12 protein-coding genes are annotated in these 16,432 nt (G+C 61.4%); all 12 read left to right on the top strand.

The window, feature by feature from the left end:
* Positions 1 to 28: 28 nt before the first annotated feature.
* The 12 genes from C1711_RS02060 (at position 29) to dnaG (ending at position 16,400) form a co-directional block, all read left to right on the top strand.
* Positions 29 to 835: a PLP-dependent transferase gene (locus C1711_RS02060; RefSeq protein WP_234346176.1), complete on the top strand. Its 807-nt coding sequence runs from the start codon at positions 29 to 31 to the stop codon at positions 833 to 835.
* Between the two features lie 52 nt (positions 836 to 887).
* Positions 888 to 1,463: a manganese efflux pump MntP gene (locus C1711_RS02055; protein WP_102337570.1), complete on the top strand. Its 576-nt coding sequence runs from the start codon at positions 888 to 890 to the stop codon at positions 1,461 to 1,463.
* Between the two features lie 271 nt (positions 1,464 to 1,734).
* Positions 1,735 to 3,246 (top strand): IMP dehydrogenase, encoded by a 1,512-nt coding sequence (locus C1711_RS02050; protein WP_102337569.1) that lies wholly within the window; start codon positions 1,735 to 1,737, stop codon positions 3,244 to 3,246.
* A gap of 274 nt (positions 3,247 to 3,520) precedes the next feature.
* Entirely contained in the window at positions 3,521 to 6,106 is a 2,586-nt protein-coding gene (gene leuS, locus C1711_RS02045) for a leucine--tRNA ligase (RefSeq protein WP_102337568.1), read from the top strand.
* Positions 6,107 to 6,307: 201 nt separating this feature from the next.
* Positions 6,308 to 6,802, top strand: a complete 495-nt coding sequence (locus C1711_RS02040; protein WP_102337567.1) for a ribosome maturation factor RimP — start codon at positions 6,308 to 6,310, stop codon at positions 6,800 to 6,802.
* A gap of 1 nt (position 6,803) precedes the next feature.
* On the top strand, positions 6,804 to 8,078 hold the full coding sequence (gene nusA / locus C1711_RS02035) for a transcription termination factor NusA (RefSeq protein ID WP_102337566.1): 1,275 nt from the start codon (positions 6,804 to 6,806) through the stop codon (positions 8,076 to 8,078).
* A 71-nt stretch (positions 8,079 to 8,149) separates the two neighbouring features.
* Positions 8,150 to 10,843: a translation initiation factor IF-2 gene (gene infB, locus C1711_RS02030; RefSeq protein ID WP_102337565.1), complete on the top strand. Its 2,694-nt coding sequence runs from the start codon at positions 8,150 to 8,152 to the stop codon at positions 10,841 to 10,843.
* Positions 10,844 to 10,915: 72 nt separating this feature from the next.
* Complete coding sequence (gene rbfA, locus C1711_RS02025) at positions 10,916 to 11,389, top strand: 30S ribosome-binding factor RbfA (RefSeq protein ID WP_102337564.1); 474 nt, start codon at positions 10,916 to 10,918, stop codon at positions 11,387 to 11,389.
* Entirely contained in the window at positions 11,379 to 12,392 is a 1,014-nt protein-coding gene (locus C1711_RS02020; RefSeq protein ID WP_234346175.1) for a DHH family phosphoesterase, read from the top strand. Before rbfA ends, C1711_RS02020 begins: the two co-directional genes overlap by 11 nt.
* Before the next feature lie 2 nt (positions 12,393 to 12,394).
* Positions 12,395 to 13,333 carry a tRNA pseudouridine(55) synthase TruB gene (gene truB, locus C1711_RS02015; protein ID WP_102337562.1) on the top strand — a complete coding sequence of 313 codons (939 nt, stop codon included), beginning with the start codon at positions 12,395 to 12,397 and terminating at the stop codon, positions 13,331 to 13,333.
* A complete protein-coding gene (ribF, locus tag C1711_RS02010; RefSeq protein WP_234346173.1) occupies positions 13,330 to 14,355 on the top strand; it encodes a riboflavin biosynthesis protein RibF in 1,026 nt (341 codons plus the stop codon). Before truB ends, ribF begins: the two co-directional genes overlap by 4 nt.
* On the top strand, positions 14,352 to 16,400 hold the full coding sequence (gene dnaG, locus C1711_RS02005) for a DNA primase (RefSeq protein WP_102337561.1): 2,049 nt from the start codon (positions 14,352 to 14,354) through the stop codon (positions 16,398 to 16,400). The genes ribF and dnaG overlap by 4 nt, the downstream gene beginning before the upstream one ends.
* The last annotated feature ends 32 nt before the right edge of the window (positions 16,401 to 16,432 follow it).

Here is a 16,432-nt window from a genome sequence, read left to right as displayed (position 1 = left end):
GACCNTTTGCAGGTGAAAGGTGGTTTTGATGGTGTTGTCTCGGCATGAGCTCGAAGCTCGGTATGCGGAAGCAGTTGGCGCCACGACCTCCCTCTTTGTATATGCAGGGCACGTTGATGAGGTGCTTGAACGGTTTGCGCTGGCGGGAGAGCACGACGTTGCGGTTGACGCTCTTGGTGGGGCCGGCCTGCGCGTCCCCGACCTGCGCGCACGCGCACAGGGGGTGCACGTTGCCGGCGGGCGCTTGCTGGCGGACATTACCGTTCCGTCGCATTTTGGTTGCAGGCCATTTGAGCTGGGCGCTGACGTGAGCTTTGAGGCATTTGATCGCATTGCCGCGGGCAAATTGCAACGCAAGGTAGTCGCGGTGGCTGCGCGTGGCCCACTTGCGCTTGATGCTGACGAGCTTGATACGTGCGATCTCGTTGCTATTTCCGAGGGTCTCAGCACCGTGCCCGAGCGTATGCAGCGGCATTTCGACCATGCCCGCGCACTTGCAGAATATTTAAGCTGTTGCGAGGAGCTTGCCTCAGTGTCGTATCCGGGGCTGCCAAGTCATCCCGACCATGAGGTTGCCACCCGCATGTTGATGCACGGCTTCGGCCCCGCGGTCGAGTTCCAGCTTGACCCAGCAGCGGGCATGACGGCGGGGGAGTTCATCGAGGCGTGTCGCTTGAACGGACGGACGTATCCGGTTGGCGGATCTCACACGCGGATGTGCGCACCCAATGGCAGCGATGGCCATACCGTTCGCATCTTCGCCGGTCTCGATAACCCGCTGGAGGTTGCCGCAGAGCTCGACCGCGTGTTTCGCTCGTTGCGCCGCGGGGAGTAAGGTTGCTCTCTCAGCCACACCGTCCACCTGATAGATTCGCGAAAGGAAGCGCATGATTTCTATTACGGGCGCAGCATTGCTCGAAAGCTTCGTCTTGGGCATTGCCCTCGCTATGGATGCGATGACGGTCACACTCTCCAACAGTCTGTGCGAACCCGACATGTCGAAGGCGTTAAAGTTCGGCATGCCCGTGTATTTTGCGTTGTTTCAGATGTGTATGCCCATACTCGGATATGTGGGCGGCATTATGATCGCCGACTACATCAATGCGTATGCGGGAGTCGTTTCGCTGGTCATTCTCGGTATTGTGGGCGGCAAGATGATCGTCGACGCCGTGCGCGAGCTGCGCGAGCCTGAAGCTTGTCCGTCAACGCATCTCACCTGGCGCATGGTCAGGATGGAGGCTATCGCAACGTCCATCGATGCGCTTATCGTAGGAGTATCCCTTGCTGCGGATGGAAAAAGCCTTGCGCTGTACAGCTGCATGATCGGTGTTACTACATTTGCATGTTGTATATTCGCGCTGCTACTTGGCCGCAAGCTCGGCGATCGATTTGGCACGCGTGCTCAGATTGCGGGCGGTATTGTTTTGATTTGCATCGGCCTCAAGGCGTTTTTGGGTTTGTAGGCGATGGTTTTCGCAAGCCGGCATGCATTTTTTCTTGTCCAAGACGCGAAGTGGCCGTTTTTGCCGGATATGCGTGATTCGGAGTCGCTTGCATAGGGGAAGCCAAAAGTAGGGCACGCCCGCACGGGAATGGGCAGACCGTTTGAAGACGGTTGCCGAGGACCACTTGATCACATTACTGCGTTACAATGGCTCAATCGTAACTAAAGGGCGTTAAAGCTACGCGCAAAACGACCTCAGCCAAGTCGGTAGTAAAACGTAAAGGAGCATCATGGCAACGTTCTTCCCCGGTGAGTCCCATACCTTTTCCGAGTATCTGCTTGTTCCTGGTTACTCGTCTTCCGAGTGCATTCCAACAAACGTCTCCCTTAAAACCCCGCTGACCCGCTTCAAGCGCGGTGAGGAGCCTGCGATTTCCCTGAACATCCCCATGGTGTCGGCCATCATGCAGTCCGTGTCCGGCGTGAACATGGGTGTTGCCCTTGCAACTGAGGGCGGCATCAGCTTCATTTACGGCTCTCAGACCGCTGAGGACGAGGCTGCCATGGTCAAGGCCGTTAAGGACCACAAGGCCGGCTTCGTGGAGTCCGATTCCACGCTGACGCCCGATATGACCATGGAGCAGGTTATCGCCCTCAAGGAGAAGACCGGTCATTCCACCATGCCCGTCACCGACGACGGAACCCCGCGTGGCAAGCTGCTCGGCATTGTGACGAGCCGCGATTATCGCCCCAGCCGCGATGACCACTCCAAGAAGGTCGCCGAGTTCATGACGCCGCGCACCGAGCTCGTGGTTGCCGACAAGAGCATTTCGCTCAAGGACGCCAACGACCTGATTTGGGACAAGAAGCTCAACGCCCTTCCCGTGGTCGACGAGAACGACCACCTTGCCGGCATGGTCTTCCGCAAGGATTACGACAGCCACAAGACCAACCCCAACGAGCTACTCGACGAAAACAAGCGCTACATGGTCGGCGCGGGCATCAACACCCGCGACTACGCCGAGCGTGTGCCGCTGCTGGTCGAGGCCGGTGCCGACGTGCTGTGCATCGACTCCTCTGAGGGATTCTCCGAGTGGCAGAAGCGTACCATCGAGTGGATTCGCGCCAACTACGGCGACACCGTCAAGGTCGGTGCCGGCAACGTGGTCGACGCTGAGGGCTTCCGCTTCCTCGCCGACTGCGGCGCTGACTTCATCAAGGTCGGTATCGGCGGCGGTTCCATCTGCATTACGCGTGAGACCAAGGGCATCGGCCGTGGTCAGGCTACCGCGCTTATCGACGTGTGCCGCGCCCGCGACGAGTACTTCGAGGAGACCGGCGTGTACGTGCCCGTGTGCTCCGATGGCGGCATCGTGTACGACTACCACATGACGCTCGCGCTCGCCATGGGCGCTGACTTCCTCATGCTCGGTCGTTACTTTGCTCGTTTTGACGAGAGCCCAACGAGTCGCGTGAACGTGAACGGTCAGTACATGAAGGAGTACTGGGGCGAGGGCTCTGCGCGTGCCCGTAACTGGCAGCGCTATGACCTGGGCGGCGCCCAGAAGCTCTCCTTCGTCGAGGGTGTCGACTCCTACGTGCCCTACGCTGGTTCCCTCAAGGATGGCGTGAACGGTACGCTCTACAAGGTGAAGTCCACCATGTGCAACTGCGGTGCGCTCACTATTCCCGAGCTGCAGGAGAAGGCGCGCCTCACGCTCGTGTCCGCCACCTCCATCGTCGAGGGCGGTGCCCACGACGTCGTGGTCAAGGACTCCCAGCAGACGGTGAGCTACAGCTAAGTGGTGAACCCATCCGTTTGAGATGCAAAAGACCCGTGCTTCGGCGCGGGTCTTTTTTATAAGAGCAAACCACCCCTTATGGGGGTTCTGATGGGGAATTACCGTGGCAAAAGCCGACGGATGATGCTCGCGCCTCCAACCGAGCGGTGCATAGAATCGACTCCCAAATCATTGTTGCATGTTGATGCTGCCCGCACGATTCATACCTGCTAGAATAGCGAACGTTATTGAATATGTAGTACTCGTATGACATGACGTGACCGAGGAGCAGGCTATGTGTGATTGCACTGATCATCAGGCCGAGCGCGTGGCGGGGGAGATTCCCACCTACGATGCGCAGGCGATTGAAACCAAGTGGATGAAGGCATGGGAGGAGCAGAACCTCTTCGCCGTGGACACGGATTCGTCCAAGCCCAAGAAGTATGTGCTCGAGATGTTCCCGTATCCGTCGGGCGACCTGCACATGGGCCATGCCCGCAACTACACCATCGGTGACGCCATGGCTCGCCAGGCCCGCATGCGTGGCTTCGACGTGCTGCACCCCATCGGCTTTGACGCCTTTGGCCTGCCCGCCGAGAACGCCGCCATCAAGCATAAGACCCAGGCAGCCGCGTGGACGTACAAGAACATGGACCAGGCGCTCGCCACTATGAAGCGCATGGGCTTCTCCTACGACCTCGATCGTCTCGTCAAAACTTGTGATCCCGACTACTATCGCTGGGGCCAGTGGATCTTCGAGAAGCTCTGGGAGCGCGGCCTGGTCTACCGCAAGAAGAACCCGGTCAATTGGTGTCCCAAGTGCAACACCGTGCTTGCCAACGAGCAGGTGATCGAGGGCCGCTGCTGGCGTTGCGATTCTGAGGTCGAGAAGCGCGAGCTCGAGCAGTGGTATATCAAGATCACCGAGTACGCCCAGGAGCTGCTCGACGATCTGGAGAAGCTGCCCGGTTGGCCCGAGCGCGTCAAGCAGATGCAGGCCAACTGGATTGGCCGTTCCGAGGGCGCCGAGGTCGACTTCACGCTTTGCGATGCCAACGGAGCCCCCATCGAGGGCGACGAAGGCAAGCTCACCGTCTTTACCACACGTGCCGACACCCTGTTCGGCAATACGTTCTTCCTGCTCGCTCCCGAGTACAAGGGCCTGATGGGGCTTGTCGAGGGCACCGAGTACGAGGCAGGTGTCCGCGAGATCGTCGAGGGCGCCAAGCACATCTCCGCCGTCGAGCGCGCGCAGGGCGTCGTGGAGAAGCACGGCGCATTCACCGGCCGCTACGTAGTGAATCCCGTCTCGGGCGCCAAGGTGCCCGTGTGGGTTGCCGACTACGTGATCTCCGACTACGGCACCGGTGCCGTCATGGCCGTGCCGTGCGGCGATACGCGCGACTTCGAGTTCGCCAAGAAGTACGACCTGCCCATCGTGCCCATCATCCTTTCCGATGACGATCCGCTGTATGAGCAGCTCAAAGACGAGCAGGGTACTGTGGTCACCAGCGTGGACTGGGATGAGGCCCTCACGTGCGAGGGCACGCTCGTTCAGTCCGGCAAGTACACCGGCATGACGGGCGGCAAGCATTCCGAGGGTGAGGCGGCCATCGTTGCAGACCTCGAGGCCGCCGGCACGGGTCGTCGCAGCGTGCAATTCCGTCTGCGCGACTGGCTCATCTCCCGTCAGCGCTACTGGGGCAACCCCATCCCTGCGGTTCACTGCGAGCACTGCGGCATCGTCCCGGTGCCGGAGGACCAACTGCCCGTGCTGCTGCCCGATAACCTCGATCTTGCCAGCGGTCAGACGCTTGCAGAGTGCCCCGAGTTCTACGAGACGACCTGCCCTGTGTGCGGTGCTCCCGCTCGCCGCGAGACCGACACCATGGACACGTTCACCTGCTCGAGCTGGTATTACCTGCGCTATACCGACCCGCACAACACCGAACTGCCGTTCTCGCGCGAGGCGGCCGATCGTTGGATGCCCGTTGACAACTACATCGGCGGCATCGAGCACGCGATTTTGCACCTGCTGTACTCGCGCTTCTTCACCAAGGCGTTGCGCGACATGGGCATGCTCGGCGCCGACGAGCCGTTCACCAACCTGCTGTGCCAGGGCATGGTGAAGGACGCCAATGGCGACACGATGTCCAAGTCCAAGGGCAATGTCGTGCCGCCGAGCTCGGTAATCGAGCCGTTCGGCGCCGACACCATGCGCCTTGCCATCCTGTTCATCGCTCCGCCCGAGAAGGATTTCGACTGGGATGAGAAGGCCGTCGAGGGAGCCAACCGCTTCATCAAGCGCGCATGGCGCACCGTGTGGCAGCTCGTCGATGGCGTCGATAAAACCGCCGTATTTGACAAGTCCGCATTGGACGAGGAGGGTTTGAAGCTCTATCGCGAGCGTCATCGCACGCTTGCCAAGTGCACCAACGATTTCGATCGTGGCCAGTTCAACACGGCGATTTCCGCGATGATGGAGCTTGTGAACGCAGCGAACGCCTACCTCAACGCGACGCCCGTGGATGCCCGCGACGCGGCGCTCTGCACGCTTGTGGCCGTGGATATCGTGAGTGTCCTTTCGCCCATTTGCCCGTTTGTCTGCGAAGAGCTGTGGCATGCCGCGCTGCAGTGCGAGGGGAGCGTCTACACCGCGCCGTGGCCTGAGTTCGATGAGGCCGAGGCCGCTGCCGACGAGGTTGAAATCGCGGTTCAGGTGTTGGGCAAGATGCGCGCCCGTGCGATGGTTCCCACCGACGCCGACGCAGCTGTCATGCAGGCTGCCGCCGAGGCCGCTGCTGCCAAGTGGATTGAGGGCAAGACGGTCGTCAAGGCCATCTGCGTTCCCGGTAAGTTGGTCAACCTGGTCGTGAAGTAGCGCCCTGCGGCGCGCTCAAAACGACATAGCTGTCGGTATGTGCGGAATTTGTGGGCTTACGGCCCTCCCGTTCACCGCCGAGTGTGCGTAAAATTGCCCCTTATGCTGGGGATGTGTTATATTGCTCTGGCAAATGAAGTTGTCACGTGAAGGGAGTGCGGCATCCGCCGCGCTCCCTTTTCATGAAAAAGGAGGTGCTGCATGGTCAAGAGCAAACTCGAGCAGAGCATCATCGATGCCCTCGAAGAGAAAGCCGCAGCTCACGATATCGATATTGTGGATGTCGAGATTGTGGGCGCCACCAAGGCCCCGTGCATCCGCGTACGTTTGGACAAGCTTTCGGGCGATCCCATCAACCTCGATGAGGTCACTGCCCAGACCGCCTGGGTTTCCGACTGCATCGAGGCACTCGATCCCATCGAGTCGGCGTACACGCTCGAGGTCAGCTCCCCGGGCATGAATCGCCCTCTGCGCCGTCCATCCGATTTCTCCCGTTTTGCGGGCGAGCCCGTCGAACTCACCACGACTGCGACCGAGGGTCGTCGTTCGTACAAGGGCACGATCGCCGAGGCGCACGACACGTCCGTCACCCTTGAGCTCGAAGAGGGCGAGACGGTGACCATCTCCTATGACGAAGTGAAGAAATGCACGTTGAAGCCGGTTTTCGACTTCAAGGGCTCCAAGGAAGGGAAGTAAGATGGCCGAAGAACTGAACATGATGGAAGCGCTCATGGCCCTGTGCCAGGAGCGTCACATCGACCAGCTCCTCCTGATCGATCGTCTCGAGGCAGCGCTCGCCGAGACCTACGCCAAGAACCTCAAGCTCGACTGGGGTGCCAAGGTCACCATCGACCGCGAGACCGGCAAGATCTACGTTTACGAGCTCGAACCCATCGACGACTCCATGGACGAGGAGGGAAACTTCACCGAGTTCATCGAGAAGAAGCTCGACCTCAAGGGCGTGAGCCGCTTTGCCGCTCAGACCGCCAAGGCCGAGATCAACGCCATCGTGCGCAATGCCGCCCGTGAGCAGATCTACGAAGAGTTCTCCGGCCGTATCGGCGACCTCATCAACTGTACGGTGCTCCAGTCCACCGCCGACTTCACCATCGTGAAGATCCGTGAGGGCGTCGAGGCCGAGCTGCCGCATTTCGATCAGCGCCGCAACCCCGGCGAGCGCAACGAGCGCCCGATGGGCGAGCGTTACCCGCACGGCCAGCATCTCAAGGCCGTCATCATCGACGTGCGCGATCCCAACTCCACGTTGCCGCCCGTCCGCGGCGAGCACTCCCGTCCGCCCATCGTGATCTCCCGTACCCATCCCGAGCTCATGCGCCGTCTGTTCGAGCAGGAGATTCCCGAGGTCTACGACGGTGCGATCGAGGTCAAGTCCATCGCACGCGAGCCTGGTCAGCGCTCCAAGGTCGCCGTCCACTCGCTCGATGACCGTCTCGATCCCGTGGGCGCCTGCGTGGGCCCCAAGGGCAGCCGCGTGCGCGCGGTCGTGGGTGAACTGCGCGGCGAGCGCGTCGATGTCATCCTTTGGGACGAGGACCCCGCTGTCTACGTCGCCAACGCCCTGTCTCCCGCCAAGGTCACGCGCGTCCTCATCGACGAGGAGAAGAACTACGCCGGCGTCATCGTTCCCGATGACCAGCTGTCCCTTGCCATCGGCAAGGAGGGCCAGAACGCCCGCCTCGCCGCACGTCTGACCGGTTGGCATATCGATATCAAGAGCGAGACCCTGGCCGCCGACATCCTCAAGAACGTTCCGCTTCCCGCGGAGCCCGTCGAGGACCTGCTCGACGATGAAGGCGAGCTCGAGGTCGAGCGCTGCGCCTACGTGAGCCCCGAGGGCGTTCAGTGCCGCAACCATGCACGCCCCGGCTCCAACTACTGCGGCGTGCATGACCCTGCCGACTTTGATGGCTCCGATTCCGATGTCTTTGAGAACGCCGAGGACCTCATCTAGTCTTCCGCCCGCGTTTGTGCCCGTTTGTTTGATGATCCGCACCGCGTGTGCGTAAGAGGTAGGTGAAGCTTATGGCGAAACAACGTATCTCCGCCCTGGCCAAGGACTTCGGCATGACGTCCAAGGAGCTCATGGGCTATCTAGAAGAATTGAAGATTCCCGCAAAGTCCGCATCTTCCACCCTTGAGGACGCCTATGTCTCCATGGTGAAGAAGCATCTCGCCCCCATTATCGCGGCCCGCGCCGCCGAGGTCGAGGCCGCCAAGAAGGCCGAAGAGGAAGCCGCACGTGCCGCCGAGGTCGAGGCCGCCAAGAAGGCCGAGGAAGAGCGCCTGGCCACCGAGGCTCGCCGCGAGGAGGAGCGTCGCCAGTCCCAGGAGGCCCAGGCTGCCGCCGAGGCCGCCCGTGCCGCCAAGGAGGAGGCCGAGCGCCGTGCCAAGGAGGAGGCCGAGAAGGCCGCCCGCGAGGCCGAGCTCGAGGCAAAGCGCCGTGCCGTTCCCGCGAGCGACTCCGGTCAGCGATTCCGTTCGCTGCTCGATCAGATCGCCGAGCAGGAGGCCGTGCTCAAGGAGAAGAAGGAGGCTACCAAGCCCGAGGAGCGCGCGCCCCGCAATGAGCGCGGTGGTCGTCGCAACAACCGCAACGCCCGTTCCGGCGCTCCCGCTGCTGCCGCTGAGGCCGCTTCCGAGGCGCCCACGCGCAGCCGTCGTCGCAGCTCCGCGCCAACCATGCCCGATAATTCCCCGCCTGCGCCCGAGAAAGCGGCCAAGGGAGGCAAGAAGCGCCGTGGTCACGAGCAGCCCGAGGGCGAGGACCGCTACGCGCGCATGGCCCGCGAGGCGGAGGAGTACAGCCGCGAGAAGGTGCTCGAGGAGGCCCGCGCCGCCGTCGAGGAGGCTTCCCGCGAGTCCACCGGTCGCCGCAAGAAGCGCAAGGAGAAGCGCGCCGCCGAGGCTGCCGCTGCCGCCGAGGAGCGCAAGATCGAAGAGGCTCTGGCACAGGGCATCAACCCCGAGGACCTCGACGCCGTCAAGGTCTCCGAGGGCGTGACCGTGGCAGAGCTCGCCGAAGCGCTCGATGTCTCCGCAAACGACATCATCAAGCGCCTGTTCCTGCTGGGCACCCCGCTCACCATGACGCAGACCATGAGTAACGACCTCGTCGAGCTCGTGGCCGACGACCTGGGTCGCCAGGTGCGCATCGTCACTCCCGAGGAGGAGAACTCCTTCAACTTCTACGACGACCCCAAGGACCTCAAGCCCCGTCCGCCCGTGGTCACGGTCATGGGCCACGTCGACCACGGCAAGACGTCCCTGCTCGACGCCATCCGCCACACCAACGTGTGGAGCGGCGAGGCCGGCGGCATCACCCAGCACATCGGCGCTTCCGAGGTCACGATCAACGGCCGTCAGATCACGTTCGTCGACACCCCGGGCCACGAGGCGTTTACCGCCATGCGTGCCCGCGGTGCCAAGATCACCGACGTCGTCGTGCTGGTCGTCGCTGCCGACGACGGCGTGATGCCTCAGACCATCGAGGCCATCAACCACTCCAAAGCTGCCGGCGTTCCCATTATCGTCGCGGTCAACAAGTGCGATAAGCCCGAGGCCAACCCCGACAAGGTGCGTCAGATGCTCACCGAGTATGGCATCATCCCCGAGGAGTGGGGCGGCCAGAACATGTTCGTCAACGTGTCCGCCAAGGTGCGCACGGGTATCGACGACCTGCTCGAGACCATCTTGCTTCAGGCCGACGTGCTCGAGCTCAAGGCCAATCCCGACACGTTCGCGTCGGGTAACATCATCGAGGCCAAGCTCGACCGCGGTCGCGGTCCCGTTGCCACGGTGCTCGTCACGCGCGGCACGCTGCACGTGGGCGACACCATCGTCGCAGGTATGAGCTACGGCTCCGTCCGCGCCATGCTCGGCCAGCACGGCGAGCACAAGGACGTGGCCCGTCCCTCCGATGCCGTCGAGATCCTCGGCCTCAACTCCGTCCCGGCCGCCGGTGACGAGTTCCGCGTCTTCGAGGATCCGCGCGATGCCCGCAACCTGGCCGAGCAGCGCTCACTCAAGGCCCGCATCGAGGAGCAGAACAAGGTCAAGCACGTCACGCTCGAGACCCTGTTCGACGAGATGAGCAAAAACGAGCTCAAGGAGCTTAACCTGGTTGTCAAGGCCGATGCTCAGGGCACCATCGAGGCTCTGGCCGACTCCATCAGCAAGATGGACCAGTCCGAGGTTCGCATCAACATCATTCACTCCGCCGTCGGCGCCATCTCCGAGACGGACGTCACGCTTGCCATGGCATCCAACGCCATCATCATCGGCTTCGGCGTGCGCCCGCAGCCCAAGGCCCGTGATGCGGCGGAGCGCGAGAACGTGCAGATCAAGACCTACTCCATCATCTACAAGGCCATCGAGGACATCGACGCCGCGCGCATCGGTATGCTCAAGCCCACGGAGGAGGAAGTCCAAACCGGTTCCGCCGAGGTCCGCGACACGTTCCGCGTGCCCAAGGCCGGCCTCATCGCCGGTTGCATGGTCACCGAGGGCGAGATTTCACGCGACGACAAGGTCCGCGTGGTCCGCGACGGTGTCGTGGTGTTCGATGGCGTCTTCGGTTCCATGCGCCGCTTCAAGGACGACGTCAAGACCGTCAAGAGCGGCTACGAGTGCGGTTTGGGCATCGAGAAGTTCCAGGACATCAAGGTCGGCGACATCCTCGAGGCCTACAAGATCGTCGAGGTCGCACGTACCGAGTAACGCGTGCCACCTGGTTGTTTGTTTGAGATTGAGGGCCCGCTCGTTTGAGTGGGCCCGCGTTGAAGGAGAGCTATGAAGCAGACGCCGATGACCCGTCGTTTGGGCGAGCAGCTTCGCGAGAAGCTCGGTTACATCCTGCTGTTCGAGATTGCCGACCCGCGTCTCGAGTTCGTGACGCTCACGGGCGTCGAGGTCTCCCAAGATCGCTCGTTTGCCCGTGTGTTCGTGAGTTGCGACGCCGATCGCTACGAAGAGGTCCTCGGTGCGCTCAATGCCGCCAAGGGCCGCATTCGCAGCCTGCTCGCGCGCGGCCTCGATTGGCGCGTGACGCCCGAGCTCGCGTTCAAGATCGATCGCTCTACCGATGAGGCGGAGCGCATTTCGCGCGCTCTCGAGAACGTGCCTGCCACGCTTGCCGTGGAAAAGGACGAATTCGGTTATCCGATCGAGCAGGCCGACGGCAAGGGAGCGGAGAACGCCGATGAGGCTGAAGATGCGCCCGTTGACGACGCTGTCACCGAGGAGGAAGGCGTCGATGAGCGCTAGCACGTCGCCCTGCACGGGGCGGAGCACAACACCGGATATGTGGGAAAGCGTCATCGACTACATCGAGGACGCGCGGACAATCGCCATCTCGGGGCACACGAACCCCGATGGTGATGCCCTCGGTTCCGTTTTGGGGCTCTTCCTTTCCCTGTGCCAGCAGTTTCCGTCCAAGCGCATCGACGCGCTTTTGGCCGATGACGGCGCGATTCCGCGGATCTACCGGTTTTTGCCGGGTTCCGACAAGCTGACCCCGTCGGTTCAGCATATGGAAGCGTACGATCTCTTCATTTCGGTGGACGCTCCCACGCTCGAGCGTTTGGAGGATTCCGCTTCGGTGGCAAAACATGCCATGGGGCGCGTGTGCATCGACCACCATCCCGCACGCGAGGAGTTCGCCGATGTCACAGTGCGCGTTGCTTCGGCTGCCGCTACCGCCGTGCTCGTATTCGAGCTGATCGATGCCGCCGGTTGGCCCCTGACGCCCGATATCGCAACGTGCCTGCTGACGGGTGTCATGACCGATACGGGTCGCTTCCAATACCAAAACGCCAATCCTTCGGCATTTGCCTGCGCATCTCACCTGGTGGATGCCGGTGCCCAACCGTCGAAGATCGCACTCGAGGTGTACCAGAGCCAACGACTCGAGTACCTGCATCTCGAATCTGTCGTGATGAGTCGCATCGACACGCGTTGCGGTGGGCGTGTGGCCTACAGTTACGCATTTGCCGAGGACCTCGAGAGCCGCGGTGTCAAGCCCGCGGAATGCGACGGCTTGGTCGATGTGGTGCGCCAGGTTGCCGGAACCGAGCTCTGCCTGTTCCTGCGTGAATCCGCGCCCGGTGTCGTGCGCGGCAATTTGCGTTCTAAGGGACATGTCGATATCTCGGGCGTCGCCGTCAAATTGGGCGGCGGCGGTCATGCGGCTGCGGCTGGTTTTACGTTCAAAGGCACGGTCAAGGAGGCTGCAGAACGTGTGCTCCCCATGTTGGAGGCGTTGCTGTAACCATGGCGAAGAGAAAGCCCAGTGAACTGAATCTCCTGCTTGCCGTCGATAAGCCTGTGGGTATCACCTCGCATGACGTGGTATCCAAGGTTCGGCGTGCGGTGGGGGAGCGGCGCGTGGGCCATGCCGGAACCCTCGATCCGCTCGCGTCCGGCGTCATGATTGTAGGCGTGGGTCAGGCAACGCGTTTGCTCGGCCGCATCACGCTCGATCGCAAGGGGTATCTCGCGCGCATCGCCTTTGGATCTGAGACGACGACCGACGATGCCGAGGGAGAGGTCACGCGCACGGCGGCTTTGTCGGAAAACCTTCTCTCGCCCATGTTTGCCCGCCAGGTCCTCGCGGATTATGTGGGAGAGCAAGAGCAGGTTCCCCCGGCGTTCTCTGCGATTTCCATTGACGGTGTGCGTTCATACAAACGCGCCCGCGCGGGGGAGGACATCGAGCTTCCCGCGCGAACCATCGAAGTGTATTCCGCCGAACTGGTCGCTATCGACCAGATTGGCGAAACAGTGGTGTGGACCTGCGTATTTGAGGTGAGCAAGGGCACCTATATCCGTGCTCTCGCGCGCGACATCGGACGTGCGGCGGGGAGTGCCGCCCATATCTGCGATTTGCGTCGCACATCTTCGGGCTCCATCACGAGTGGCATGTGTCTGCGTATCGAAGATATCAATCCGCAGGCCGCCCGCGAACATGCGCTTGACCCTGTTTCCGTGTTGGGCTTGCCGGCAAGTGAACTGACCGAAAAGGAATTGACATTTGTGATGAACGGACGTGCCATTGCCCGCGACCGTGAATATCGAGGGACAGAGGCTTCCGGTGCTCCGGGTGTTGCCCTGGTTCATGCGGGACAGCTTCGCGCCATCGCCGGATGCGAGGGCACCGCGCTTGCCATGGAGCTGGTGTTTCCCCAGGGAATCGAAGGCGTTGCACTATGACGAGCACCCCTGTTCCCCGTGCATCCATGCCCGATGTTCGCGAACTTCAACGTGATTTTCTTTTGTCCGACGGCGGCGGGCGGATGTTTTACGTCGATGGGGCGGAGGCGCCACGGGGTCTACCCTGCGTTATCGCCATCGGCGCATTTGACGGTTTTCACCGTGGGCACCAAGATCTGCTCGCTCGCGCTGCCGCCGATGCCGCATCGCGCGGCGTGGCGACTGTGGCGGTCACGTTCGATCCTGACCCCGATGAGGTGCTTTCCGCACACCCCGCCCATAAGCTTCTGAGCTTTGACGATCGTGTGTGCGCCCTGCTGTCGACTGGCGCTCATGTGGCGGTCGTTCCATTCACGCCTGCACTTGCCGAGCTCGATCACGATGCGTTCTTCTCGCGCGTCCTGGCGCCTGCCCTCGACATCCAGGCGATTCACGTCGGCACGGATTTTCGTTTGGGAAGGTGCGGCGCCTCGACAGTCGAGGTCATGCAGGCGTGGGGCGCGCAGCATGCCATCGAGGTTCACGGTCACGCATTGCTCGAGGATGATGGTGCGCCCATAACCGCCACGCGCATCCGCACGCTATTCGCCCAAGGCTCTATCGAGATGGCGCGTCGCGAACTGGGGCGTCGTCCGCTTTTGCGCGGTACGGTGCAGCATGGTCGTGGTCAGGGAGCCGATATGGGGTTTCCCACCGCCAACATGGCTTTGCACACGGGAATCCAGCTTCCCGCAAACGGCGTATATGCCGGTCTCGCCCTTATCGACGCCAGCGTGTGGCCCGCCGCCATCAACGCCGGACTGCCCCCCATGTTCGATTCGGACGCCCATTCCGCGCATCTCGAGGCAAATCTCCTCGGCTGCACGGGTGATCTGTATGGTAGGGACATCGCAATCGCCTTCGACCGTCGCCTTCGACCGTCGCGCAAGTTCGAATCGATTGACGCGCTCATCGAGACAGTCAACAATGATATTCAGACTGTCCGAGGGCTGTTCGGCGATACGGGGGTGAGGCTCGCATGATTTCCGAGGAAGACAAAAATAAGGTGCGTGACGCAACCGACCTTGTCGCGCTTGTGCAAGAGACTGTTGAGCTCAAGCCCCGCGGCAGCAATGACCTGTGGGGTTGCTGCCCGTTTCATGGCGAGAAGACGGCGTCGTTTCACGTGATTCCCGCCACGCAGGTTTGGCACTGTTTTGGCTGCGGTGAGGGTGGCGACGCTTTCACGTATGTGATGAAGCGCGAGAATCTGAGCTTTCCCGAGTCCATTCGCTACCTTGCCGAGCGCGCGGACATCGAGATTGAGGACGACCCTTCGTTCAAACGCACGGGAACCAAACGCAATCGCCTGATCGACGTTTGTGAAGAGACGTCGAGCTTCTATCACATGCTGCTCATGCGCGGCAAGGACGCTCGGGGTCGCGACTACTGCAAAGGTCGCGCCCTCGATGCCGATACCTGCCGTAAGTATCGTTTGGGATTCGCGCCGGGCCGCAACATGCTCGTTCAGCATCTGTCTTCCAAGGGTTTCACCTCTCAGGAGATGATCGATGCCAATGTCGTCTTCCGCGGACGCAACGGTGGGTTGGTCGATCGCTTTTTCGACCGCGTGATATTTCCCATCTTCGATGAGCAGGGTCGCTGCATCGCGTTTGGCGGTCGTGCGCTCGATAAGGAAAAAACCAACGCCAAGTATCTCAACACCTCCGAGACGCCCATCTTTCACAAGGGTAAGAACCTGTATGGATTCAACTGGGCAAAAGACCATATCGTGAACAGCGACGAGGCCATTGTCGTTGAGGGTTACATTTCGGCCATGAGCTGCTGGAAGGCCGGTATCGAGAACATCGTCGCGGTGCTCGGTACGGCGCTTACCGAGCGCCACGTCAAGACGCTCACGCGTTTCACGAAGAAGATCATCTACATGTTCGACGGTGATGCCGCAGGTCAGAAGGCCGCGCGTCGCGCCATTCAGTTCATCGAGAAAGACGACATCGACTTGCGGTGCGTCATCTTGCCCGATGGTATGGACCCAGATGATTACGTGCGCGCCAACGGAGCCGCAAAGCTGCGTGAACTGCTCGACAACTCTATTCCCCTCATGGATTTCGTGTTTGGGAAGCTGGAGGAGGAGAGCGATATCTCGACGCCAGGCGGTCGTGCCAAGGCCATGCGTGCGGCGCTCGAACTCATCTATCCGCTTCGTGCGAGTTACATGATCGATGGCTATTACATGCAAATCGCCGACCGCCTGGGCTTGGATGTCGAGATGATTCGCGGCAACGCCGGCAAGGTGTTCCGCGAGGTCCAGCAGCGTGAGGAGGCGAACCGTCGCCGTGAGCAGCAGCGCGAGCGCTTGCAGGCCGCGCGTGACGGCGAGCAGATGGACCGCGCCGGAATGCCGTCTCAGGCGACGAATGCAAGCGTGGCACGCGCCGCATCGAGTGATGACTATCCGCCCTATGACGAGGTCCCCTACGATTATCTTCCCAATGATGGGGGAGTGTCCGTCGACGAAGGTGCGGGTGCACCCATAACTTCGGGTTCGGCGCAACCGACTTCACCCGTCAACGACGATCTGTCTGTGCTCACCGATTTGGAACGCCGTCAGTTGGCATGTGAGCGTGAGCTGCTCACGCTGCTCACCACATTCCCCGACAGCTTCCGCATGTTCGCTGATCGCATCACCGAGATCGAGTGGGTGGACGCACGTCATGAGGCGATTGCCTGGTCAGTGCTGGCAACCCCTGAGCAGACCGGCGCCGTAGACGTCATGTCGGCGGCTCGTGCGGTATGTCCCGAGGCAGCACAACTCGTTTCGGCGGGCAGCATGTCTTCGACCAGCGCCCATCCAACCGAGACGAATATCCAGTTTTTGCTCGATACCTTGGAGCTCTACACACTGCGTCGTCGCCTGAAAAGCGCGCAGTCCCGCTTGCGCACCGCCTCGTCGCTTTCCAGCGAGGAGCGCCGTGCCCTTACCATCCAGGCGTCTCAAAACACCGCACGTATACGCGAGCTTGAGCGCGCTGTCGGCGATATCGCCGATCCATTCAAAACGGATTAGTTCTTTAGCGAGTTTATGTAACATTTTGGTTT

Source organism: Collinsella provencensis, from assembly GCF_900199705.1.
Classification (GTDB): domain Bacteria; phylum Actinomycetota; class Coriobacteriia; order Coriobacteriales; family Coriobacteriaceae; genus Collinsella; species Collinsella provencensis.
Note: the sequence above shows the minus strand (reverse complement) of the source record. Positions and strands in the feature narration are given on the sequence as shown.

Excerpts from the sequence above, each read along its gene's own strand:
- C1711_RS02060 (WP_234346176.1), top strand. The coding sequence starts at position 29 with ATGGTGTTGTCTCGGCATGAGCTCGAAGCTCGGTATGCGGAAGCAGTT.
- C1711_RS02055 (WP_102337570.1), top strand. The coding sequence starts at position 888 with ATGATTTCTATTACGGGCGCAGCATTGCTCGAAAGCTTCGTCTTGGGC.
- C1711_RS02050 (WP_102337569.1), top strand. The coding sequence starts at position 1,735 with ATGGCAACGTTCTTCCCCGGTGAGTCCCATACCTTTTCCGAGTATCTG.
- leuS (WP_102337568.1), top strand. The coding sequence starts at position 3,521 with ATGTGTGATTGCACTGATCATCAGGCCGAGCGCGTGGCGGGGGAGATT.
- C1711_RS02040 (WP_102337567.1), top strand. The coding sequence starts at position 6,308 with ATGGTCAAGAGCAAACTCGAGCAGAGCATCATCGATGCCCTCGAAGAG.
- nusA (WP_102337566.1), top strand. The coding sequence starts at position 6,804 with ATGGCCGAAGAACTGAACATGATGGAAGCGCTCATGGCCCTGTGCCAG.
- infB (WP_102337565.1), top strand. The coding sequence starts at position 8,150 with ATGGCGAAACAACGTATCTCCGCCCTGGCCAAGGACTTCGGCATGACG.
- rbfA (WP_102337564.1), top strand. The coding sequence starts at position 10,916 with ATGAAGCAGACGCCGATGACCCGTCGTTTGGGCGAGCAGCTTCGCGAG.
- C1711_RS02020 (WP_234346175.1), top strand. The coding sequence starts at position 11,379 with ATGAGCGCTAGCACGTCGCCCTGCACGGGGCGGAGCACAACACCGGAT.
- truB (WP_102337562.1), top strand. The coding sequence starts at position 12,395 with ATGGCGAAGAGAAAGCCCAGTGAACTGAATCTCCTGCTTGCCGTCGAT.
- ribF (WP_234346173.1), top strand. The coding sequence starts at position 13,330 with ATGACGAGCACCCCTGTTCCCCGTGCATCCATGCCCGATGTTCGCGAA.
- dnaG (WP_102337561.1), top strand. The coding sequence starts at position 14,352 with ATGATTTCCGAGGAAGACAAAAATAAGGTGCGTGACGCAACCGACCTT.